The 20,599-nt window shown below is 66.9% G+C and carries 19 protein-coding genes and 3 pseudogenes; 6 read left to right on the top strand and 16 right to left on the bottom strand.

The genetic code is table 11. The features are described from left to right. Positions 1-518 precede the first annotated feature (518 nt). The 6 genes from ACQP2T_RS04155 to ACQP2T_RS04130 form a co-directional block, all read right to left on the bottom strand. Positions 519-1,007, bottom strand: coding sequence for a phospholipase A2 (locus ACQP2T_RS04155; RefSeq protein WP_433514872.1), 489 nt, complete (start codon positions 1,005-1,007; stop codon positions 519-521). 347 nt (positions 1,008-1,354) lie between these two features. Further along, positions 1,355-3,340 carry a BTAD domain-containing putative transcriptional regulator gene (locus ACQP2T_RS04150; RefSeq protein WP_433514871.1) on the bottom strand — a complete coding sequence of 662 codons (1,986 nt, stop codon included), beginning with the start codon at positions 3,338-3,340 and terminating at the stop codon, positions 1,355-1,357. Positions 3,341-3,557: 217 nt separating this feature from the next. Then, positions 3,558-4,247 carry a response regulator gene (locus ACQP2T_RS04145; protein WP_433514870.1) on the bottom strand — a complete coding sequence of 230 codons (690 nt, stop codon included), beginning with the start codon at positions 4,245-4,247 and terminating at the stop codon, positions 3,558-3,560. Continuing rightward, complete coding sequence (locus ACQP2T_RS04140; protein WP_433514869.1) at positions 4,217-5,338, bottom strand: hypothetical protein; 1,122 nt, start codon at positions 5,336-5,338, stop codon at positions 4,217-4,219. Before ACQP2T_RS04140 ends, ACQP2T_RS04145 begins: the two co-directional genes overlap by 31 nt. Continuing rightward, complete coding sequence (locus ACQP2T_RS04135; protein WP_433514868.1) at positions 5,331-6,458, bottom strand: sensor histidine kinase; 1,128 nt, start codon at positions 6,456-6,458, stop codon at positions 5,331-5,333. The genes ACQP2T_RS04140 and ACQP2T_RS04135 overlap by 8 nt, the downstream gene beginning before the upstream one ends. A 46-nt stretch (positions 6,459-6,504) precedes the next feature. After that, the gene (locus tag ACQP2T_RS04130; protein ID WP_433514867.1) at positions 6,505-6,825 is read right to left on the bottom strand and encodes a hypothetical protein; all 321 of its coding nucleotides are present in this window, start codon (positions 6,823-6,825) and stop codon (positions 6,505-6,507) included. A 146-nt stretch (positions 6,826-6,971) separates the two neighbouring features. On the opposite strand from ACQP2T_RS04130, the gene ACQP2T_RS04125 reads away from it, so the two are divergent. Both ACQP2T_RS04125 and ACQP2T_RS04120 read left to right on the top strand, forming a co-directional pair. After that, positions 6,972-8,207: an alginate lyase family protein gene (locus ACQP2T_RS04125; RefSeq protein ID WP_433514866.1), complete on the top strand. Its 1,236-nt coding sequence runs from the start codon at positions 6,972-6,974 to the stop codon at positions 8,205-8,207. Between the two features lie 192 nt (positions 8,208-8,399). Next, positions 8,400-8,924: pseudogene (locus ACQP2T_RS04120) on the top strand (MFS transporter); the annotation flags it as partial. A gap of 60 nt (positions 8,925-8,984) precedes the next feature. Here the strand turns inward: ACQP2T_RS04120 and ACQP2T_RS04115 are convergent. Then, positions 8,985-9,827, bottom strand: coding sequence for an SDR family NAD(P)-dependent oxidoreductase (locus ACQP2T_RS04115; protein WP_433514865.1), 843 nt, complete (start codon positions 9,825-9,827; stop codon positions 8,985-8,987). A gap of 183 nt (positions 9,828-10,010) precedes the next feature. On the opposite strand from ACQP2T_RS04115, the gene ACQP2T_RS04110 reads away from it, so the two are divergent. Genes ACQP2T_RS04110 through ACQP2T_RS04100 form a run of 3 tightly spaced genes read left to right on the top strand, consistent with a single transcriptional unit; the run spans position 10,011 to position 11,570 of the window. After that, positions 10,011-10,637, top strand: coding sequence for a TetR/AcrR family transcriptional regulator (locus ACQP2T_RS04110; protein ID WP_433514864.1), 627 nt, complete (start codon positions 10,011-10,013; stop codon positions 10,635-10,637). Positions 10,638-10,646: 9 nt separating this feature from the next. Beyond that, the gene (locus ACQP2T_RS04105; protein WP_433514863.1) at positions 10,647-10,802 is read left to right on the top strand and encodes a hypothetical protein; all 156 of its coding nucleotides are present in this window, start codon (positions 10,647-10,649) and stop codon (positions 10,800-10,802) included. A gap of 9 nt (positions 10,803-10,811) precedes the next feature. Continuing rightward, positions 10,812-11,570, top strand: a complete 759-nt coding sequence (locus ACQP2T_RS04100) for a protein phosphatase 2C domain-containing protein (RefSeq protein ID WP_433514862.1) — start codon at positions 10,812-10,814, stop codon at positions 11,568-11,570. A 546-nt stretch (positions 11,571-12,116) separates the two neighbouring features. On the opposite strand, the gene ACQP2T_RS04095 is transcribed toward ACQP2T_RS04100, so the two are convergent. The 5 genes from ACQP2T_RS04095 to ACQP2T_RS04075 form a co-directional block, all read right to left on the bottom strand. After that, positions 12,117-12,542: a hypothetical protein gene (locus ACQP2T_RS04095; protein ID WP_433514861.1), complete on the bottom strand. Its 426-nt coding sequence runs from the start codon at positions 12,540-12,542 to the stop codon at positions 12,117-12,119. A gap of 84 nt (positions 12,543-12,626) precedes the next feature. Then, entirely contained in the window at positions 12,627-13,052 is a 426-nt protein-coding gene (locus tag ACQP2T_RS04090; RefSeq protein ID WP_433514860.1) for a hypothetical protein, read from the bottom strand. 985 nt (positions 13,053-14,037) lie between these two features. Next, entirely contained in the window at positions 14,038-16,791 is a 2,754-nt protein-coding gene (locus tag ACQP2T_RS04085; protein ID WP_433514859.1) for a BTAD domain-containing putative transcriptional regulator, read from the bottom strand. Positions 16,792-17,025: 234 nt separating this feature from the next. Beyond that, a complete protein-coding gene (locus tag ACQP2T_RS04080) occupies positions 17,026-18,057 on the bottom strand; it encodes a DUF6528 family protein (protein WP_433514858.1) in 1,032 nt (343 codons plus the stop codon). After that, positions 18,054-18,551, bottom strand: a complete 498-nt coding sequence (locus tag ACQP2T_RS04075; protein ID WP_433514857.1) for a hypothetical protein — start codon at positions 18,549-18,551, stop codon at positions 18,054-18,056. Before ACQP2T_RS04075 ends, ACQP2T_RS04080 begins: the two co-directional genes overlap by 4 nt. A 300-nt stretch (positions 18,552-18,851) precedes the next feature. Here ACQP2T_RS04075 and ACQP2T_RS04070 point away from each other — a divergent pair, with 300 nt between their 5' ends. Further along, on the top strand, positions 18,852-19,295 hold the full coding sequence (locus tag ACQP2T_RS04070) for a hypothetical protein (RefSeq protein WP_433520021.1): 444 nt from the start codon (positions 18,852-18,854) through the stop codon (positions 19,293-19,295). A gap of 192 nt (positions 19,296-19,487) precedes the next feature. Here ACQP2T_RS04070 and ACQP2T_RS04065 read toward each other — a convergent pair. The 4 genes and pseudogenes from ACQP2T_RS04065 to ACQP2T_RS04050 form a co-directional block, all read right to left on the bottom strand. Beyond that, a pseudogene (locus tag ACQP2T_RS04065) lies at positions 19,488-19,574 on the bottom strand (hypothetical protein); the annotation flags it as partial. 112 nt (positions 19,575-19,686) lie between these two features. Next, a pseudogene (locus tag ACQP2T_RS04060) lies at positions 19,687-19,767 on the bottom strand (hypothetical protein); the annotation flags it as partial. Between the two features lie 44 nt (positions 19,768-19,811). Next, complete coding sequence (locus ACQP2T_RS04055) at positions 19,812-20,072, bottom strand: hypothetical protein (RefSeq protein WP_433514856.1); 261 nt, start codon at positions 20,070-20,072, stop codon at positions 19,812-19,814. Between the two features lie 33 nt (positions 20,073-20,105). Further along, positions 20,106-20,567 (bottom strand): DUF998 domain-containing protein, encoded by a 462-nt coding sequence (locus ACQP2T_RS04050; RefSeq protein WP_433514855.1) that lies wholly within the window; start codon positions 20,565-20,567, stop codon positions 20,106-20,108. Positions 20,568-20,599: the final 32 nt, after the last annotated feature.

Raw genomic sequence — 20,599 nt, 5'->3', positions numbered from 1 at the left:
CCCACCAGTAAAGAAGCCCCGAAGCGATCAAGCTCCGGGGCTTCTTTGCCGCAACTGGCACTCCAACGGCCCTACTCGAGCAGATCGTTGACAGCAGCCACGGCTTCCCACCGTTTCCCCCTACGCCGCTGCCTACTATCCTGACCGACCAGATGATCCGCAGTGGAGTGCACAAGAGCGTCCAGTCCCTGGAGCAGGACATCCGGGACTGGATCGCTCAGTGGAACGACAATCCCCGCCCCTTCGTGTGGAAGAAGACCGCCGAAGAGATACTTGAATCCCTCGCTAAATATCTCCGACGAATTTCAGGCGCATGACACTAGCGGCGTCTCCGGGGTGCAGAAGGCGGAGCTGTCGCTGGCCGGCCGGCGCGGACTCGGAGTACGGCAGCCAGGGAGTCCTGGCGGGAGTCGCTGGAACTCCTGCGCGAAGCCCGCCTCCTCGCCCCCGTCGAGGTGGCGGGCTACCTCGCGCAGCCGGTCCCGGACACGCCGGAACCGATCAGGAACCAGCTGTGACTATCCGAACAGCTTGACCGCGGCGTAGAACTCGTACGCCACGGTCTTGCAGGCAGTCTTCTTCGCGCCGGAGAAACTCCTGTCACACGTCCTCTTCATATCACCGTAGAATGCCAAATCCACGCCCTTCTTGTACGTATTCTTCCAGCTGCTCGTACTCGCGAGTTTCTTGACATTTCTGTAGCCGAAGTCGTGCCGGGTGCAGGGAACCAGGAAAACGAACTTCCAGGAGTCGGCGTTCTTTATTCCCTTCGGCACCGAGCAGCCGTTGGAACTCCAGTCGAACTTGTAGGCCTTGACGGCCTCGGTGTTCCGGTTCACACGAGCCTTTACCCACTTGTCGAAGCTTGACTTGGAGTCCAGCGTGAGCTGCACTGCCATCATGAGCCGCTGCGCCTTGCTCTTGCCAAGTGCCACGGCCTGCGCCGGAGTGGTCAGCGCGGCGCTCGCTGCCAGAGCTGCCACGGTAACGGCCAGTGTCTTTTTCATGGTTACTCTTTTCTTTGCCTGGAGGAGTACTGAAAAAGAGTCGCAGCGCCGCTGGACTTACCGCAACAAAACATGTCACGATGGCTGAAGAAACATACCCCAGACATACCGGCTCACGGAATTCAGGCCGGATTGAGGTATTCACGGCTTCTTTGGATTGTCGTGCAGCAGGGCCCCGGAAAAGTTAGTTGATCATGTGAGCCCGAGGATGGTCAGGGGGCGGGTGGCGTCTCGGGAGAGGTGCCGGATGGCTTGGGCGAGGTTGGTCGCGCCGGTCAGGCGTAGAGCGCCGATGGCGAGGTCGCGCAAGGCGGCCTTGCGGGGTGCGTTGCCGGTGGGGGCTTGCTCTATGAGCCGGCCCTTACGCCAGGAGAGCCAATTGGTGGTTGCGGCGAGACATTGTGCGGTGGCCGCGGCGCCGGGGTCGACTGCTGCCTGCCGGTCGATGGCGAGGAGGCTGTCACGTTCGTTCGCGACCCAGGTGTTCGCCTCGCCCGGGGTGGCGAGCCAGGACCGCGCTGATCGCCGGGCACGTGACGGGCGGCCTGCTCGCCGGCGTAGAGGCGGATCAGGTGGTGCATCCGGTAGCGGCCGGGCCCGGCGGATTCGACAAGGCGGGCGTCCAAGAGATGGTCGAGGGCGGCTTCCGCACGGTGTTCCGGCCAGTCGGTGAGAGCGGACGCGGCAGCCACCGTGTGGGTGGGGGTTTCCAGGAGGCCGAGCAAGAAGAATGCGTGGGCGGCGTCGTGACCTGCAGGCTCTTTCGGAAGGTGCTGAAGGCTGACCGCGATGCTGTCCCGCATCGACAGGTCGGCGTGTTCGAGGGCATCGAGGCGGCGGCCTGGGTGGGCGAGCTGATCGGCCAGATGGGACAACGTGCGATCGGGGCGAGCAGCCAGGCGCGCCGCCGAGATGCGGAGCGCGAGAGGAAGGCCGCTACAGTGTCGTACGATCTGGCGTGCCGCTTCCGGCTCGGCACAAACTCGGCCTGGATCCACGAGGCGGGCGAACAGCGCGGCCGCGTCGGCTTGGTCGAGCCCAGTCAAGTGCAGATGCCTCGGCATATCGAGTGAGGCCATGATCTGGCGGCTGGTGATGATGACCGCGCACGCGGGCCCGGCGGGAATGAGAGGCCGGACCTGGCTCGCGTCGAACGCGTCATCGAGGATGACCAGGAGGTTGCGCGTCGAGGTAAGGGAGCGGTATCGGTCGGCGGCCTCGTCCAGGGTGGGCGGTATGGCGGCACCGTCGAGCCCGAGTGAGCGCAGCACCCGGCTCAGAGCTTCGATCGGCGACAGCGGCTGGAATCCGGCGGTGGCGGCGCGCAGATCGACGTAGAGAACGCCGTCAGCGAAGTGATCGGCGATGGCGTGCGCGGCGTGGACTGCCAGCGCGGATTTGCCGATCCCACCGGGGCCATGTATCGCAACGACGGCTGGCGATGCGCGCACGGTGTCGGTGAGCGTCTTGCGCAGCCAGGCGATTTCGGTGGCGCGCGCGGTGAACGCCCGGGTGTCGGCGGGGAGTTCGGCCGGAATGACGGGCTTGGTGAGCATGGTTCGCTGCGCCGGGGAGGGGAGGTCGAGTGCAGGATCTCGCCGGAGTACCGCCTGCTGCAGCCGACACAACACCGCTCCTGGTTCGATGCCCAGCTCATCGACCATGACGCGGCGAGTCTCCTGGTACACCGCGAGGGCTTCGGACGATCGGGAGGCCCGGTACAGGGCCAGCATCAGCTGGGCGCGAGGGCGTTCCCGAAACGGGTGGGCCTCGGCGTGAGCCGTGAGTGCCGGCACCAACGCGTGATGATCACCGACCGCCAGGCGGAGGTCGCTATGGTCTTCCAGTGCGGTCAGGTGCTCCTCTTCCAGGCGGGCTGACTCGATCTGGGCCCATGAGGCGGTTATGTCGGCCAGCGCGTTACCCCGCCACAGAGCCAGAGCCCGCTGGAACAGTGCGTCCGCCCTCGCGATCTCGCCCTGGGCCCACGCGGCACGTGCCTGGTGGGCCAGGAGCGTGAACAGGTGGGCGTCGATGCTCTCGCACGCGAGATTCAGCTGGTAGCCGCCGGAGACGGTCGTGATGATGTCGTCGCCTTGGTGCGGTGAGAGTACGCCGCGAAGCTTCGACACCACGATGTGCAGTTGTTTGCCTGCCGTTGTCGCTGTGCTCTGGTCCCATACTTGGGTAAGGAGTTCCTCCGCGGGGACCGGCTGCCCAGCGCTCAATGCCAGCCTGGTCAAGACCCCAACCCGCCGTTTACCGGTTACCTTCACCGGCTCACCGTTCGCCGTGGCCTCCCATGGCCCCAGGAATTTGATCTTCAGTCCCATCAGAGCTTTTCCTGTCCTCTTGGATAGCCGACGTGAAGGGCAGAAGACATCTGCTGGTAAGTGCAGGACAGCCGGCTCGTGTGGGAACGGTGTCATCGCCCGGCGGCGGCGCTGTCTCCCATCAACGCCGCCGCCGACCCCGTCTAGGTGCCGGTGTGCGCCGCGACTGATCACCACTCTACGAAGGCGCAGGGCGCACCGGTGTCAGGTGATCGCCCTACATCGGGGTAACCGTTTGGTTGAGCTCGGCGAGCGTGATGAGTCCGTCATCGAGGGCGCGGCCGACGAGCTCGCTCTTGGTACGAGCGGCCCGCCCCACGTTGGCGTACTTCACCCGCACCCGCGCGATATAGGTGTCAACGGTCTTGACAGTGATGTTGAGCTTCGCGGCGACGAGTTCCTTGGACGAGGACACGAACCACGCCCGCAGCACTTCCGTCTCGCGCTGGGACAGGCGCGGCCGGCCAGGATCGTCGTCGGCGATGAGCGCCCCGGACAGCGACGGAGGGGTGTAGGGCTCGCCCCGCCCGGCCGCCCGGATGGCGGGTACCAGGTGGTCAGGTCCCTCGCGCTTGGTCAGGTAGGCGAGCGCGCCGAGGTCTACGCACTTGATGGCGGTCGCATCGTCGGTGTGCTGGGAATACACGATCACGCGCCTGCCGCTGTCTACCAGCCTGCGAAGCTCGCCGAAGTCCGGTCGGCGCGGCACCAGCTCCAAATCGAAGATCACCACCTGGGCGGCGGCGCCAGGGCCGGTCCAGACATCAGCGAGCCGGTCCCCGGCATCGATGAGATTGATCGGCGGCACGGCTTGGGAGCACCAGGAGCGCACACCTGCGGCGATGGCCGCGTGATCGTCCACGATCACCGCGGTGATCAGCTCGTCCGCTGCCGAATCAGCTGCCATCGGGCCTCCATCCAGACCGTATCGTCGTTCTTCAACGCCTCGACCCGTACGCCGGGTGTCACAGGGCTCGGCACGTTCACCTCACCGCAGTCCGCGACCACACTGACCGAAACCAGGTCCGCACTGCCCACGACGGTGACCCGTGCCCGAGAGACGGCGGTGGCGAGGACGATGAGCACCGCCTCGGTGAGATCGCGCCGAACGGCCACGGGCGGCTCGGGCCACTGACCGCGTGCGTCCAGTTCCACCACGACGCCCTTGCGGTCCGCCACGTCAATGCAGTGGCGCAGTTCGTGCAACAGGGGATTCGCGACAGTGTCGGTCTCGGCGAACAGTCTCCGCATCCGGGCCGCCTCAATGGCGCACCGCCGCTGGACCACCGGGTCCTCGGGACGCAACGAGCCGTCGGCGAGCCCCTCCAGGAGCGGGACCGTGGTCGCCGACAGCGCGGCGAACCGCTGCTGCCTTCGGCGGTGGGACTCCGCTGCGACGGCCTCGGCGATGCGTACCTGCTCGATCTCCCTGCGGGAGGTCGCCGCCGCCGCGCTGAGGCCGCGCATGACGGCCGCCACCACGGCCACGCACAAAGGAAGGCCGAACACGGTCACCGAGCCGGTGGCGAACCGTGCCAGGTCCTTCCGACTGGGGTCATCGAGAAGGAGCAGGTGGAGCAGGGCAGTGAGCTCGTGGGCCAGCAGAAACGACGCGGCGGTCCGCAGTGGGCGATCGAGCAGTACGACGACGCCCACCCAGTTGGCGGCGCCAAAAATCCAATCCACGGTGGTCGATGTGCGCCCATCAGGAAGGGTCACATACGACAGTGCGGACGCGCTGAGCACGATGGCGATGGCGGGCCCGCGCAGCCGGCCCCACGAACGCCCTCGGACGAGCAGCGTCGCCTCGCCGGCGAGCACGGCTCCCAGCGCTGCCAAGGCGGCCAGCTGCGTGAGCGGTGACTCATAGGCGTCCAAGTGGTGCAGTAAGTTGGCCGGTCCGAGCCCGAACACGGTTGCCATGGCGACGAGCAGCGTGGCGATCCGCAGGCCGTGCCTCAGCTGCGCACGCGTCACCTCTTCGACGGTGTCACTCATGGCCGGCATGCCATTCCAGTCGTACGTGGGTGCCCTCGCCCTCGGCGGAGGTGATCGTGGCCGTGCCGCCGACGCGGCTCATCCTGCCGCGCACGGACTCGCGTATGCCGCGCCGGGTGGCCGGCACGTCCGTCGGCGAAAATCCCTTCCCCTGGTCGGCGATGTCAAGTCGCAGCGTCCGCGCGTCCCCACGCAGCCGGACGGTCGCGCGCGTCGTGCCCGCGTGGCGACGTACGTTGGTGAGGGTTTCCCGTGCCGCGTCGGCGATCATCCTGGCGACGTCGAACGGAAGCCGCAACTGCGCGGGGGCTTCGAACTCCACGGTCAGATGCGTGGCGTCGAGGTCGGTGCGCAGCAGGTCGACGAGGTCGGCGTCCTGCTGTGCCCGCCCGCTGTCGGAGCGCAGCCTGTCCAGATCGCGGCGCGCCTGCGATGCCAGCCAGTCCGCGTCCGAACGCACCTGCCCGATGCCGACCATCAGCAGGGTCGTCGCCGCCGTGTCGTGTAACGCGTTGGCGAGCTCGCGTTCCTCGGCACGAATTGCCGCGGCCACCAGCGACTCGCCGCGCGCCCGCACGGCCTCGGCCGCCATTTGGTCGGCCCGTTTCGCGGCGCGCTGGACGAGCACCCAAGCCGCTCTGGACAGCGCGGCCGCCGGCACCATCCACACCGTCCCTCTGATCAGGCTCGCGTCCGTGTCCGCCGCTCCCGCCGCGGTGAGGAGGACCGCCGCCCCGCCCCCGGCCGCCAGCGCCGCCGCGCCGCCTGCCAGTGGCGAAGTGTGCCACTGGCACGTCACACAGGCGAAAGTGGCCAGCAGTCGCAGCCACCCGGTGTTCCTGTCCTCGACGGCGCCGGTCAAGAAGACACTCGCAAACAGCCCCAGCAGGACGACCACGTCCAGGCCCACCGGCCCACTTCCCCGGCCCGAGCGCAGCCACCACGCGTATCCGCAGGTCCAGGCGGCAGCGACGCCGACCACGTACGCGGTGGTCGTCAAGTGCCCGGAAGGGGCACGGAACAGGGCGATCCCGCAGATCGGAACCAGCGTCGCCAGACGCACTGCGGCCGCATACCGGCGGCCGAAGCGCGCCAGCAGCCGCGCTGCTTCCCCAGCCACCCGTCACCTCTCAGCTCACCCGCTCGCGATCTCGCTGTGACGCAGCCTAACGAGTCGCCCTGTCCATCCGAGGATGGCGGTGATTGCCGCGATCGACGCTGAGCCGAAGGGAGAAGTCCTGGGCGCTGCCGAACGGGACGTCGTGCAGCGTCCATGTGCGCGCCTTGCCGTACAGCGTGAGTTCCAGACCTGATGCCACCAGGACGTTTCTGCCGTCCGCGTCGAGGATTCTGCCGGGTTTCTCGCCCCTCCAGGTGACCTTGCCCGTGGCCGGGTCGTCCTCGTCGTCGTCTTGCCGGAATTCTGACCCCGAGAGATGCCCAACCGTGGGTCCGGTATGCGGCGGGTATATCGGGCCCATGCTCACGGCATGATCGCCTTGACGGCTGAGCCGGCGGCTGGCGGAATGAGCGTCCTCATCTTGGAAGGAAGCCCGTGCGTCTCGCTCGTCCTCTTGCCGCCACCATGCTCGTGGTCGGCGCTTTATCCGTCCCGCAACCTGCGCAGGCTGCCGTGTTCAAGCATCCTGGCGTCCTGGTCAGCCGCGCTCAGCTCGACTTCGTCAGAGCCAACCTCGGTAACGAGCCGTGGAAGTCTGCCTGGAACGACCTGCAAGGCAGTCCCTATGCCTCGCTGTCCTACACGGCCAAGCCCCGCGCGAACGTGGAGTGCGGCCCGTCGTCGAATCCCGACAACGGCTGCTCGGACGAACGCAAGGACTCCATGGCGGCCTACACGCACGCCCTGCGGTGGTACCTCACCAAGGACTCCCGCTACGCGCAGAAGGCGATCCAGATCATGGACGCCTGGTCGGCCGTGATCACCAAGCACACCGGGAGCAACGCGCCGCTGCAGACCGGCTGGGCGGGCGCCAACTTCTCCCGCGCCGCCGAGCTCATCAAGCACACCTACACCGGATGGACCCAGGCCGGCCGGTTCGCCGGCAAGCTGCGCACCGTGTACCTCCCGCCCCTGATCGCCGGAAGGCCCAACAACAACGGCAACTGGGAACTGATCATGACAGATGCCGCTATCGGCATCGCCGTGCATCTGGACGACCGGGCCTCCTTCGACCGGGCCGTCACGACCTGGCGCGGCAGGCTGCCCGCCTACATCTACCTCGAGACAGACGGCTCGCTGCCCAAGGCGCCGCCGGGTAGCACGTACAACACCAAAGCGGAGATCATCGACTACTGGCACGGGCAGACCAAGTTCGTGGACGGGCTGACCCAGGAGACCTGCCGCGACTTCTGGCACACCGGATGGGGCCTCGCGGCCATCTCCCACGTCGCGGAGACGGCTCACCACCAGGGCGTGGACCTCTACGCCACGGCAAAGCACCGGCTGCGACGCGCTATGGACCTGCACGCCCGTCTGCAACTGGGCGGGACGGTGCCGTCCTGGCTGTGCGGCGGAAAGGTCACCCGCGACCTCGGGGAGCACTTCGAGGTCGGCTTCAACGCGCTGCACAACCGTCTCGGATACGACGACATTCCCTACGCCAAGCGATGGGTCGAGAAGAGCCGCCCCGCCGGGGTGTCACACTTCCTGGGCTGGGAGACCCTCACCCACGCGCAGAACCCGCGCTACGCCGGGATGGGTGGGTCGGCCACACCGGACTTCGACGCCGACGGCGTGGGCGACCTCTTCTCAGCCGCCAAAGGAACGCTGACCATCTGGAACGGCAAAGGCGGCAACCAGTTCGGCCCGGCCACCGCGATCGGCCCCGGCTGGTCACCATACTTCTGAGGGCCTCCGGCACAGCGAGGTCCCACACCACCCTACGGCGGCGCGCCGCGCCGCCGTACCCGACGAACACCGACCACCGGCCCTGTGGGTGCCGAGAACTCGGCCGCCCTATGCGACCTGCGCGTATTCGTGGATCAGCCCGTGGCAGAGCCCTCCACGAACGAGCAGCCCGACACCGGCGACGAGCGGTGGATGAACCCCGAAGTTGCCGGGATCGGGTCTGCCAGCTTCCTCGCCGACGTCGGACACGAGGTCCCCACCGCCCTCCTCCCCAGCCTCCTCACTTCCACCCTGGGAGCGCCCGCCACAGCCCTGGGCCTCATCGAAGGCATCGCCAATGGCCTGGCCGGAGTCGGCCGACTTGCCGGCGGGGCACTCGCCGACGACCCCACGCGACGCCGAGCCGTAGCAGCCGGCGGCTACACCACCACCGCGGTTCTGTCGTCGCTCCTGGGAGTCGTCACCAACGTCTGGCAAGCCGGAGCCCTGCGCGCCGGAGCCTGGCTCGCCCGAGGACTCCGTGTCCCCGCCCGCAACGCCCTCCTCGCCGATCACGTACCCGCTCGCGCCTACGGCAGGGCCTACGGGTTCGAGCGCGCCATGGACAACCTGGGAGCCATCGGCGGACCGCTACTCGCGCTCGGACTGGTCGCGGTCTTCAGCGTCCGCACCGCCATCCTCGTCTCCGTCATCCCCGGCACCTTGGCCGCCCTCGCGATCGTCTACGCCATTCGCGAGGCCGCACAGCCCGCCGTCCGCGACCGGGTACCGATCCGGCTACGCATCTGCCCCGCCCTGCGCCTGCGCCGACAGGTTCTGCCAGTCGGCCCACATCTTGAGCCGGTCGGTGTAGGCCTGCTGGATCATCGGGTAGAAGCCTTGGCCGAACAGGATGCGCAGGGGCGGGTTGTCGGCGTCAACGAGCGTGAGCAGCGCCTGGGCGGCGGCGGCCGGGTCGCCGGCGGGCTGCCTGCCGGCCATCGCCCCCAGGCGGCGGCGCAGGTTGTCGTAGGCCGGGTCGGGCTCGGCCATGTGGCCGTTGTTGAGCGGGTCGGGGTTGTTGCCGGAGCGGGTGGCGAAGCCGCCGGGCTCGATGATGGTCACCTTGACGCCGAAGTCGGCGACCTCACCGGCGAGGGCCTCGTTCAAGCCCTCCAGGGCCCATTTGGAGGCGTGGTAGGCGCCGCCGAGCGGCATGGCGATGAGGCCGGCGGCCGAGGACAGCTGGATGATGTGCCCCGAGCGCTGCTCACGCAGGTAGGGCAGCGCGGCCTGGATCACCCACACCGCACCGAACAGGTTGGTCTCCAGCTGGTCGCGCAGGTCCTGCTCGGTCAGCTCCTCGACCGCGCCGACCTGGGCGTAGCCGGCGTTGTTCACGATGACGTCCAGACGGCCGAAGTGCTCTTCGGCCCGCTTGACGCTGTCGAAGACGGCGGCCTTGTCGGTCACGTCCATCTCAAGCGGAAGCAGTGCGTCGCCGTAGGTGGTGACCAGCGGGTCAAGGCTCGCGGTGCTCCGGGCGGTCGCGGCCACCTGGTCACCGCGCGACAGCGCGGCTTCGACGAAGTTGCGGCCCAGACCGCGCGAGGAGCCGGTGACGAACCAGACCTTGCTCATGATGACAATTCCGTCCTTTCGGGGGTGCTCGTGGTGGCATGTGACCTTCGATCGCCACCGCTTGCACAGTAGTGCATTTGCTGCACTGCTGTGCAATCAATGCATCAAGGTATACTCATGCTGTGAACGACCGTCAAGCCGGCCGCCGGCCCGCCCCGACCGACTGAGGAATGACAGGGCACGATGACCAGTGACGATTCAGGCCGCCGCGGCGGACGCGAAGCGCAGCGCCGCCGCACCCGCAAAGCGATCGTCGACGCGGTGATCCGGCTGAGCGCCGACGGAGCGACGCCGTCCATAGACGAGATCGCGGCCGACGCCGACGTGTCCCGCCGCACGATCTACACGTACTTCCCGACCCTCGACCACCTGCTGATCGACGCCACCCTCGGCGCGTTCAACGAACCCCCGATCGCGCAGGTACTGGACGACCCCGCGCTCGCCGACGATCCCGTAGCCCGGGTGGTCGCCGTGATCAGGACGATGCTGGAGCACTCATCGCAATCGCTTCCGCTGGGCCGCCGGTTGATCCGCCTGACCGTCGATCCGCCGGCGAATGACGCGCAAGAGCCGGGCGTCCCGCGCCGGAGCCTCCGCCGGGTGGTCTGGCTGGAGCGCGCCTGCGAACCGCTCCGCGGCACTCTGAGCGAGGCATCCTTCCAGCGCCTGCTCTCGGCCCTGACCGTCGTGGGCGGCTGGGAGGCGCAGATCGCCCTGCGCGACGTCCGCGCCCTCGACCCGCAGGCCGAACAGGAGGCCATTCTCTGGGCCGCACGTGTTCTGGTGGAGGCGGCGATCGAGGAAGGGTGACCTTCCTCCTTGCAGTCAGCAGCACTCGACCTACCGACCGGCACGCCTGTGGTGGAGCTGATCCGCACCACGTTCACCGACACCGGCCGGCCGGTCGAGGTGATGTGCGCGGTGATCGCCGCCGACATGTCCTCGTTCGGCTACCGCTTCCCCATCCCGGACTAGGAACCCAACGTGCGCATCACCTACACCACCGAGCCCGCGCCCGACCCCGGCCGCCGCAACGAGGACTACGTCATCGCCGGACCCGACTGGATCGCGGTACTCGACGGCGCCACCGCCCCCCAGGGCGTCGAGTCCGGCTGCGTTCACGACGTGCCATGGCTCGTCGCGCACCTCGGCGCCGCCCTCGCCCGCCAGTTGTCAGCCGACCCCGAGGTGGACCTGCCCGACGCGCTCGCCGCCGCGATCCGCGCCACCATGGCCGCCCACGAAGCCACCTGCGACCTGACCAACGCGGACTCCCCGTCGTCCACCGCCGCGATCGTCCGCCGCCGCGCCGGGCGACTGGACTACCTGGTGCTGTGCGACTCGCCCATCGCTCTCCGCAGCAGCGATGGGCGGATCACCGTGGTCGACGACGACCGCACCGCACACCTTCCGGGAGGCCGCCCGTACAGCCGGGAGCTGGTGCGGTCGCTGCGGAACCAAGCGGGCGGGTTCTGGGTGGCCAGCACGAGGCCGGAGGCGGCACGGGAGGCGCTCACGGGGTCGGTGGACGGGGGCGACCTGGACGGCGTGCTGATGGTCACCGACGGCGTCTCGCGGCTGGTCGAGTGGTACGGCCACACCTGGGAGAGCCTGGCGTCCACGGCGAAGAAGGACGGGCCTAGCAGGCTGGTCGAGCTGGTACGCGCGGCCGAGCGGGAGCACGGCCCGAAGGAGGGGGTGAAGGTGCACGACGATGCCACGGCGGCATGGGTGAGCTGGTGATGACCCGCCCTGCTATCGGTTCGGGATAGAAGCGCCTGGGCGCTTAAGGCTTCACCGGCGGCGGCGCACACATGGGGCAGTCGCCGGCGAGCAGCCGCGTCCCGCTCCCCAAACTCACCACCTGGCCTGAACCCAGACAGAAGCGGCACAGCGTCAGGCCGGCGAACTGCGGCTCACGCCAACGCGGGTCAGACCACAACGGCGGCATCGGCCGATAGGACAACGACCACGGCACCCACGACACGGGGATGGTTCGCTGGGGGTGTTGCCGGTGACGCACGCCTTCACCTCGATGCCGGCATTGACGTACCCCTTGCGGTCGAGCATGCCCGGCACGACGGCGGTGAACGGCTGCCGGAGTCGTAGCACGGCGACCGTCATGGCGAGGTCGCTGCCGGTGCTATTCCGCGTACGGCCGACCGCCTGCTGCGTCGGAGTGGCGGGCGTCGTCGGCAAGGCCGAGTCGGGGCGCTCGACGGGCACGGGCGTGGGCGCGGCGGCCGGAGTGGGAGCGGCGCATCACGAGCGCAGCAGAGAGCTTGCTTCTCAACAGTGTTTAACCCAGTGAATCGAAGTCACCGACACGTGGTCGCCGACTTCAACACGCTTTCCGATCACGCCTTTGTGGCGCTTGTGTGGATTATTGGTAAAGCAGTTGTGGTGGATTACAGCTATCACGCCAAACCTATTTGCGTAACCCCAGGAGACGCTTACCGCCGGCAGATGATCTGAATTTCCGTTGTTGAAAACCCAGAGATTATTATCCTCTTTGCTGGCCGTGACATGGCCGAAATATGGCGATTCATCTCTCGGCGTCTTGTAGTGGATATGGTTCTGCCCTTCGCGCCAGAAGCAGACGTACCCCCTGTAGCATCCCTTGGGGGACGCTTCGGCCGATGCCGGGCCGGCCGAAAGGACGACAAGGCCGGCTAGAAATGCAGCAGAGGCAGCAATTCCGCGAATGACATGCATGCTGGAGATTCCTCTCTGTGAAATGCGCACTAGTTTATAGTGAAGGCTGCCGTCTGAAATTTCCTGAATTCCGGCTGGGAAGCCTCAGCAGTGGTTGACCCAGTGAATTCTGGTTACCGCTACACGGAGTGTTTCGCGCTGGTACCACCCGATCCATCCCTTGTGGTGGCCGTGGGGGTTGTTGCTGAAACAGGTCGTATGTGGGAAGTGGTTATCGGCTCCGGAGTCCTCGTATGCCCATGTTATTTTTACCGCGGACAGGTGATCGCCGTTCCCGTTGTTGAATACCCACATCGGCTGACGCCAGTTGCTGACCGTGATATTGGACCAGCCCGCCTTCTCGTCCGTCTGCGTCTTGTAGTGGATCTTTTTTTCCTTGGCACGCCAGAAACAGACATATCCCTTGTAGCACTTTCCCGGAGTGGGTTCTGCGGATGCTGGAGCGGCCGATAGACCGGCGACGCCGACCAGAGTCGCCGCGGCGGTCGCCACAATGCTGCGGATACGCATGAATAACATACTCCCATCCTCAATATAGAGGCGCTCTGTTGAGCCCACACAGGTCAATTCAGCTATTCGGCAAAGTCAAAACCCCAAAGTGATCTGCGAAGTGGATCGTGGAGGGATACTTGACTGGATGGTCAAGCAGCGCGCTTTTCGCAATGTCGCGCCTCCTCAAGCGCGCCTTGGGACTTCCCCCGAAAGGCAGAGTCGCGGCCTCCCTTCCCGCTGACGTTCCTCAGTGTGCTGAGTGTGCATATATGGAGCGCATATGCTGGGCACACGAAATCGCCCATCACTCCAGCAATATTTCGCGATCATGATGAAATTGTGCTGGTGCTGCGGCGAACTGCCGAGAGCAGACACGGAGGACGGGCAGTAGGAACCAGGCCGGCGACAGAGAGGGAGATCCGTGGGCACAGAGCCGCTCCACCAGGCGGGAGTCTCCAGCGAAGGCCCTTGACGTCCCGGGTCCTCCCATCCCGCGTCGGCATCGGGCCCGGTCAGTCGTTGGTGGGGCCGGACACGAACTCGACGACCTGCTCCCACAGGTCGCAGACGGCCCGCAGGATGGCGTGCCCCCCTCCAGAACGCCGATGTCGCGACGCGGAGATGAGAGTCGGATCGTTCTCTTGGACAGAATCCTGTTTACTCTCCGTAGCGGAGGCGTGAGATGGTCAGGTTCGGCGTGCTGGGTGAAGTTGGACTCGGCGAGGCTGGGCAGATGACCGTCGTCCGGTCAGCGAAGCAGCGGACCATCCTTGCGGTGCTGCTTTGCCATCGTGGTGAGGCGGTATTGCCTCGTTCCCGCGTGGGCTCGGGGTGGGGGATGTTCCGCCCGGTCTGGATGACGCGGCGGCCCTGAGAGCGAGAACGGGGTCAGCGGAATCATCCGGGTCGTAGGCGAGTGGCCGGACGGCGATTGAGGGTGGTGCCTATATCCCCGACGTATCGGCTACACCTTCGAGTCACCGTGAGGGCGCGCGTGTAAGCATCAGAGGTCGCCGGCCTCGGGCGTCGAGCCCAGCGTGTCAAGGATGGACCGTGCCTCGCTGAGGCATTGCTGAGCGAGTTCGTCATCGGGCAAGGTACGGCCCAGTATGGTCAGAGCTCGGGCCGCGTTGAAGTCGTCCTCGATTTCCTTGGCCAGGGTGAGGCATTCCTGTGCCTTGGTCGCGGCTTCGTCGGTCCGCCCCGCCAGCCGGTGGGTCTCGGCCCAGTGGTAGAGGATGAGGGTCCGTGCCGATCCGTGATCGGCCCGTTCGGCGATGCACAGCGCCTCGCGGAACCGGGCTGAGGCCCTCTCGTAGTCGCCCTGCTCACGCAGGAATATGCCATGCTCGTACTCTGCTACCGCTTTGGCAAGGGGCGCGCCGCTGCGCTTGGCCGCTTCGGCGGCGCGTGTCAGACAGGCCAGCGCTTGATCCTGGCGTCCGGCCTCGCTGTGGCAGCGGGCCAGACCGGTGTGGGCGAACGCCTCGGTGCTGGGCTCGCCGAGCTCACGCAGGACTAAGATCGCTTCCTCGCGTACGGCGATGGAGTCATCCAAGCGTCGCTGATAGTAGTGGACGAAGCCCAGGGCGTGGAGTGATCGGCTGAGAAGCACCGGATCGTCGCCGTCGCGGCACAATGTCACGCTGCGCTCGAGGTGCCGCATGGCTTCGGGAAGCCGGTGCTGCCGGTAGAGCAAGACACCGAGCCAGTTGCGGGCCAGAGCCTCACTACGCTGATCACCGAGGCGTACGGCCGCACAAGCGAGCCGCCGGGCGATGTCCTCGCCGCGGGCCCATCCCATCCCGCCGCGCTGTATCCACTTCACGTGGTTGAGCAGGTCGGTCGCGAGAGGTATGGACTCGGCTCGGGAAACCCCTTGCTCCAGGGCCGCGAACAGGTGCGGCACATGGCCGGAAAGCCACGCGCGGGCCATGTCGACATCGGTGAACGCACATCCGGCGACCGTCCCGCCGAGCAGAGAACACGGGGGCGTCTCGTGCGGATCGAGGATCTCGATCGCGGAGCGGGCCGTCGCGGTGTAGTAGCCCAGCAACCGCAGGAGAGCAGCCCCGACTTCGCTCGCGGTGTCTTCCGTCTCGGCCACACGGCGGGCATACAGCAGCAGGAGGTCGTGGTAATGATAGCGACCGGGCACGCCAGTACTGAGCAGGTTGAGGTCGACCAACGTTTCCAGGATGTCTTCGGTCTCGGCCGCCCCCCGGTCGAGCATGATCGCGGCGGCATCCACATCGAGATCTGGCCCGTCGGCCAGGGCGAGTCTCCGGAAGGCCAGCGCTTGCTCCGATCTGAGCTGGCGGTAGCTGAGCGCGAAGGTCCGCGTGAGGTCGAGATCACCGGCGCGCAGCTCACCCAGTCGCCGCTCCGGTGCGGCCAGTCGCCCTGCGACCGAGGCGATCGTCCACGTAGGACGCGCTGGCAGCCGGGCGCTCGTGATGCGGATCGCCAGCGGTAGCAGCCCGCAGGCCATGACCGTTTCCAGGGCCGCCCGCGGTTCCCTTTCGACGCGTTCGGCGCCGACCACGGCGGTCAGCAGCCGCATCGCCTCGTCCGGGTGGAGGACGTCCAGGTCGATGGCGTGAGCGGGGTTCAGCGCGGTAAGCCTGCTCCGAGCGGTGATGATGACCGTGCAATCGCCGGTGCCGGGGAGCAGCGGCCGCACTTGTTCCTCATCGGCGGCGTTGTCGAGCAGGACAAACATGCCTCGGTCCGCGGTGATGGTGCGGAACAGGGCAGCGGCTTCCTGCAGCCTTGGCGGTATGCGGTCGACGCCCAGCGCTCTAAGGAACCCGGTCAGCACAGTGTCAGGCGGTTCGGGCCGATCGCCCGCCCCGCGGAGGTTCGCATACAGCTGACCGCCCGGATAGCGATCGCGTACGGCATAGGCCGCCTCCAGGGCCAGGGCTGTCTTGCCCACCCCGCCGGTCCCTGTCACGGCCACCAGCGCACCGGGTTGCAACACCTCGACCAGCCGCCGCAGTTGTCCCGCCCTACCGGTGAAGTGGGTGGTGGCCGCGGGGAGCTGGGCGGGCACCGGAGCCTGCGCCGGCACGTCGTCCCCACCGCGGAGCACGGCGGGGTCGTCGGTCAGTATCGCCTGGTGGAGCGCGCGCAGCTCGGTCCCGGGGTCGATGCCGAGCTCGTCGGCCAGGCCCCGCGCCATCTGCTGATAGGCGTAAAGCGCCTCCCCCTGCCGTCCCGAACGAGCCAGGGCGAGCATGTACTGGGCGCAGAAGCGTTCCCGCAGCGGGTGCTCGGCCGTCAGCTTAGCCAGTTCGGCCGCGAGGTCCTGGTGACGGCCGCAGGCGAGGTCGGCGTCGACGCGCCGTTCCAACACGATGAGCCTGAGCTCCTCCAGCCGGGCGGCTTCCTGCCTGAGCTGCGGATGATCCGCGAGATCACCGTACGCCGGACCGCGCCACACCTCCAAAGCCGCGCGGTATTGCGTGGCTGCGATCCGGGCGTCGCCGCGCTCGGCCGCCGCGTCGCCGTACTCGGCCAGTTCGGCGCAGCGGTCGGCGTCGCATTCGCTGGGGGCCAGCCGTAACCGATACCCGCCCGGCACGGCCTCGACGCGGTGGCCAAGAGAACGGCGCAGCTTGGACACGTACGAACGCAGATTCTCCAGCGCCGAGGGCGGCGGACTGTCACCCCACAGGGCATCCAGCAGCCGATCGGCCGAGACGGTCGTCCCACAGCAGGCCACCAGGACGGCCAGCAGAGTGCGCTGCTTCACCGATCTGATCCTGCTGGGCGTGTCCCCCCTGGCGATCTGGATCTCTCCCAGGACGCCGACCCTCAGCGCCATCTCGCGCCCCCGATCTACAAACACTGCCAGATCGGATCAATCGTATGCCCGACACCTGTTTCGACGGGCCGTCGGGAGGAACGGTCAGCTGTCGGCGAGCCGGGCGAGTCCCCGCTCGTCCGGCCTGCCTGGCGCGTTGACAACAGATCGAGTCGAGGCCCTCTATTGGTAGCCGGGCGTGAACCAGCGAGCTTTGTAGATCTTGGCGTCGGCGAGTACGCGCGTGTCGGTGGCGTTGAAGAACTCCACCGTGTCCGTGCACCACGTCGCGGGACAACCGCTCTTCGGCCTGGTCCGCAGGATCTGCCCGGTGGTCGGCTGGTCACCGATCGCCTTGACCAGGCGCACGCTGTACTCGTTCATGGTGACGAAGGTGCCGGTGGACTTGACGTACTGAAAGACCGTGTCGTTCGTGGTCAGCCACATCCTGTCCTGGTCGGAGAAGACCGGCCACAGGTCGTGCCCGCCGTGCTTGCCGGGCAATGTGGTCCTGCTGACCTCTTTCAGTGTCGGCTTGGCCGGCGTTCCGCCGACCTCGAACGACAGCAGATGGTGAGTGCCGAGCGCCCACAGAAGCCGCCTGGCCGGATCCCACAGCACGCCGTGCCCGCCGGGCAGGGGGTATTCCGTGTACGACTTCGAGGCCGGCCCCTGCGACGCGGTGTACACCCGCAGCCAGCCGCCCTTGCTCGCCACGGCGGCGATGTTGCCTCCCGGGAGCAGTTCGGCGGAATGGGGCATGACATCCGCGCCACCAGCATTGATCGCCCACAGGCGCTTTCCCGACGGGTAGGAGACCACGCCGATGAACCCCTCATCCTCCACGGCAACGACCGATTTGCCGCCTACCTGCCCCGGGCCGCCGTTGCGCAGCCGTACCTCCGAGATCGCGCCCGTGCATTTCCCGCAGGCGTCCGCCTCCGGGAAACCGTTCTTGGCCGACGGCTTCCACTTCCATTTCAGCGCCGTACTGTTCCACGTCGTGTACTTGGAGTCCATGACGACCACCTGACGGGCCTTGCTGTCGCCCATGATGACCCAGCCGTAGGGCTTTGCGGCCGTGGCGCGAACGTTTCCCGGTACGACGAGCACGGCCGTCGCAAGCGCTGTGACCGCGACGAATCTCATCATCATGCGACGGCCTTCGGCAGTGCGCGACTTGTTGTCGTGCTGCCATGCGTGTCCGCCGGTCATGCGGTGAAGGTGTGGCTGACGCAGGAACCATGTCTGCTGGCGAGCACGATGTACACCCTCGTACCCTCGCCGAGATCCAGGTCGACGTGCGGGCGGCCGTAACTGGACTGGAACTTCTTCACCAGCTCGGCGCTCCCGTGAGGCAGCTTCCGGTACAGGGAGGCCGTGACCGGCGTCGCGGTGCTGAGGAAGAAGTACTCACCGTTGGCCCGGAAATCAGCGGTAGCTCCATCGCCGTCGCTCTCGGTGAGATGGAGGTTTCCCGACGAACCGCCCTTGTCCCCATCCTTGGTCCACTCGCGCGACTTGCACTTCGGCCACTTCCTGCTGCCGCCCTGCGAGCCCGAACTTCCGGCCGTCGTCAGGCTGGGCGTTGCCTCCGCGGAAAGGGCCGATGTCGGGCTGGCCTCCGCGCTTGCCGCTGCGCTTGCCGGAACGAGCACGCCTGCGGCCAGACATGTGGCCGCGGCGGTGGTGAGGATGCGTTTGATCATAAGGTTTCCCCTTCGTGTCAACAGAGCACAGAACGCGTCAGAGGCCAGAACCTCCGCCCAGACCGAGGCTTGCCTGCGCTTGCCGAAAACCGCTGGAGCGTACGTACGGCGACGACGCGTCGATGACCGTCCACGGTGTCCTGAGGGGATACACGCGGCCTACACGTATGCGCGGGACGGCGTATATCCCCGGCGCTGGTCGGCATAGCCATGCACACGCGACGGCGCGGAATCGTATACGAGACCTGTACCGCCCTCACTTAACGTCGAGGTCATCCATCACGACACGGGGAAATCCATATGATGACAAAAAAGCTTCTGTCCATCGCCACGGCCGCATTCGCGCTCACCATGATCGCGAGCCCGCCGGCCGGCGCCGCCACGGAATCAGCTGCCAAGAAGTGCTGGAAGGTGGACCGCGAGGTGTTCACCAAAGGCGACGGCGATCGGGGCGGGCTAAGCGCCAGGATCTGGTTCAGGAACAGGTGCACGAACCCCTTGGACATAGCCGTCGCCACGTTCTTCGCCGGAGGCGAAAGGCTCAAGGGAGCGAACTCGACCAAGCACATCCTGCAGGCCCGAATCCATACCTGTTCGAGCGGAGTTGGGCCAGTCGGTCCGAGTATTTACGTCGGTCCCGGCAAGACCGCGAGCAGCAACGGCAACCTCCGCGAGGGTTTGCACTGGTGCCTTTTTGCGAGCTTGGGGAACGTCGCCAAGGGGGCGGTCCAGGTCGTGACCTGATATCGCAGCCGATGACTCCCATGGGCGTGGCGTGCGAGCCCACCAGGTTCTCATGACAGCCAGGGCGGTGCGCCGTACCTTCAGATCCGTGATTCGCTCTGGATCCGTGATCGGATCGGGGACGGGACGCAGCGGCACTGCTTGGTCCAGGGCTTGATGGGCTCGGTGCTGGTTGTAGAACCGTTCGTACTCGCGCAGGGCGTGCCGAAGATGGTGTTCGTTCCAGACGAGGCAGCGGTCGAGAAGCTCGTGACGGCACGACTGCACCCACCTCTCCATGCTCAAGTTCATGCGCGGCGTCCGGATGCCGGTGATCACGGTCTTGATGCCGGCTCGAACGCAAGATCCGACGTACGGTCGCTTCACTCACCTGCACGCCGAGCCGAACCAGTTCACCATGTACCCGCCGATACCCCCACCTGGGGTTCTCGCGCGCCAGACGGAGGACCAGACCCCGGACCTCCTTGCTCATCGCAGGACGGCCGGCGCGCTGTGGGTAGGTCCACGAGAGTTTGATCAAACGCCGATGCCAGGCCAAGAGGGTGCCTGGGTGACCAGCCGATGAGTTCGCAGCACCGTCGGCAGGAAGCGGGCCAATGCCGCCAAGAGCGCCCGATCTGCCCAGTCCGGCTTCGGCCGGACGACCTGACGCCTCAACACCGCCACCTCATGCCGGAGCACCATGATCTCGACATCCTTGGACGCCTGACCACGACCCAGCAGCACCAGCCAACCGAACACCCGAATCAAGGCCAGATACAGCAGACGAACCGACATAGACCGCGATCTTGCTTACGCAGCGCCTGGAGGTCAAAGCCGCAGACCAAGCACCACGCGATGAGTTATGAAGCGGTACAGGACCAGCAGCGCGCCCGCGGCGGGCAGGCTGACGAACGCCGCGACGGACACGTACCAGTGCGCCTGCGCCGCCAAATCGAGATCCACCCCGATGGGTGTGGTCGGGACCAGAGCCGCCACCACGAGCGCCCCCGACCACACCCGGAGCAACCACTCAGGCATCCCCCGCAGCCCCGCCAGCAGAGCCAGTGACCCGATACCCAGGACCGCCATGGCGACCTCCGTGACGCCCCCGTGGTTGGACACGGCGTATTCGCTGACGGTCACGTTGAGCGGGTCCAGGTAGGGATCGGGCCCGAACTGCCCGACCACCACGGCGACCACCGAGAACAGGATGGAGGCGCAGGCGATCAGGGGTTGAGCCTCTTCACTGCGGACATGAGCCCACTTTCCCGCCCGGAAGCCCCCGCTCACATCCGGCTCCATCCCCGACCCAACCCTGAGTT

Origin of the sequence: Nonomuraea sp. CA-143628, assembly GCF_050942315.1 — a bacterium.
Lineage (GTDB): Bacteria > Actinomycetota > Actinomycetes > Streptosporangiales > Streptosporangiaceae > Nonomuraea.
The sequence above is the reverse complement of the archived record's forward strand: the minus strand, read 5'-3'. Positions and strand labels throughout refer to the sequence as shown.

Coding starts and splice junctions, on each gene's coding strand:
- ACQP2T_RS04155 (WP_433514872.1), bottom strand. CDS start 1,007: ATGAAAAAGACACTGGCCGTTACCGTGGCAGCTCTGGCAGCGAGCGCC.
- ACQP2T_RS04140 (WP_433514869.1), bottom strand. CDS start 5,338: ATGAGTGACACCGTCGAAGAGGTGACGCGTGCGCAGCTGAGGCACGGC.
- ACQP2T_RS04090 (WP_433514860.1), bottom strand. CDS start 13,052: ATGCGTATCCGCAGCATTGTGGCGACCGCCGCGGCGACTCTGGTCGGC.
- ACQP2T_RS04150 (WP_433514871.1), bottom strand. CDS start 3,340: ATGGGACTGAAGATCAAATTCCTGGGGCCATGGGAGGCCACGGCGAAC.
- ACQP2T_RS04080 (WP_433514858.1), bottom strand. CDS start 18,057: ATGACCGGCGGACACGCATGGCAGCACGACAACAAGTCGCGCACTGCC.
- ACQP2T_RS04145 (WP_433514870.1), bottom strand. CDS start 4,247: ATGGCAGCTGATTCGGCAGCGGACGAGCTGATCACCGCGGTGATCGTG.
- ACQP2T_RS04075 (WP_433514857.1), bottom strand. CDS start 18,551: ATGATCAAACGCATCCTCACCACCGCCGCGGCCACATGTCTGGCCGCA.
- ACQP2T_RS04055 (WP_433514856.1), bottom strand. CDS start 20,072: ATGTCGGTTCGTCTGCTGTATCTGGCCTTGATTCGGGTGTTCGGTTGG.
- ACQP2T_RS04115 (WP_433514865.1), bottom strand. CDS start 9,827: ATGAGCAAGGTCTGGTTCGTCACCGGCTCCTCGCGCGGTCTGGGCCGC.
- ACQP2T_RS04110 (WP_433514864.1), top strand. CDS start 10,011: ATGACCAGTGACGATTCAGGCCGCCGCGGCGGACGCGAAGCGCAGCGC.
- ACQP2T_RS04095 (WP_433514861.1), bottom strand. CDS start 12,542: ATGCATGTCATTCGCGGAATTGCTGCCTCTGCTGCATTTCTAGCCGGC.
- ACQP2T_RS04070 (WP_433520021.1), top strand. CDS start 18,852: ATGATGACAAAAAAGCTTCTGTCCATCGCCACGGCCGCATTCGCGCTC.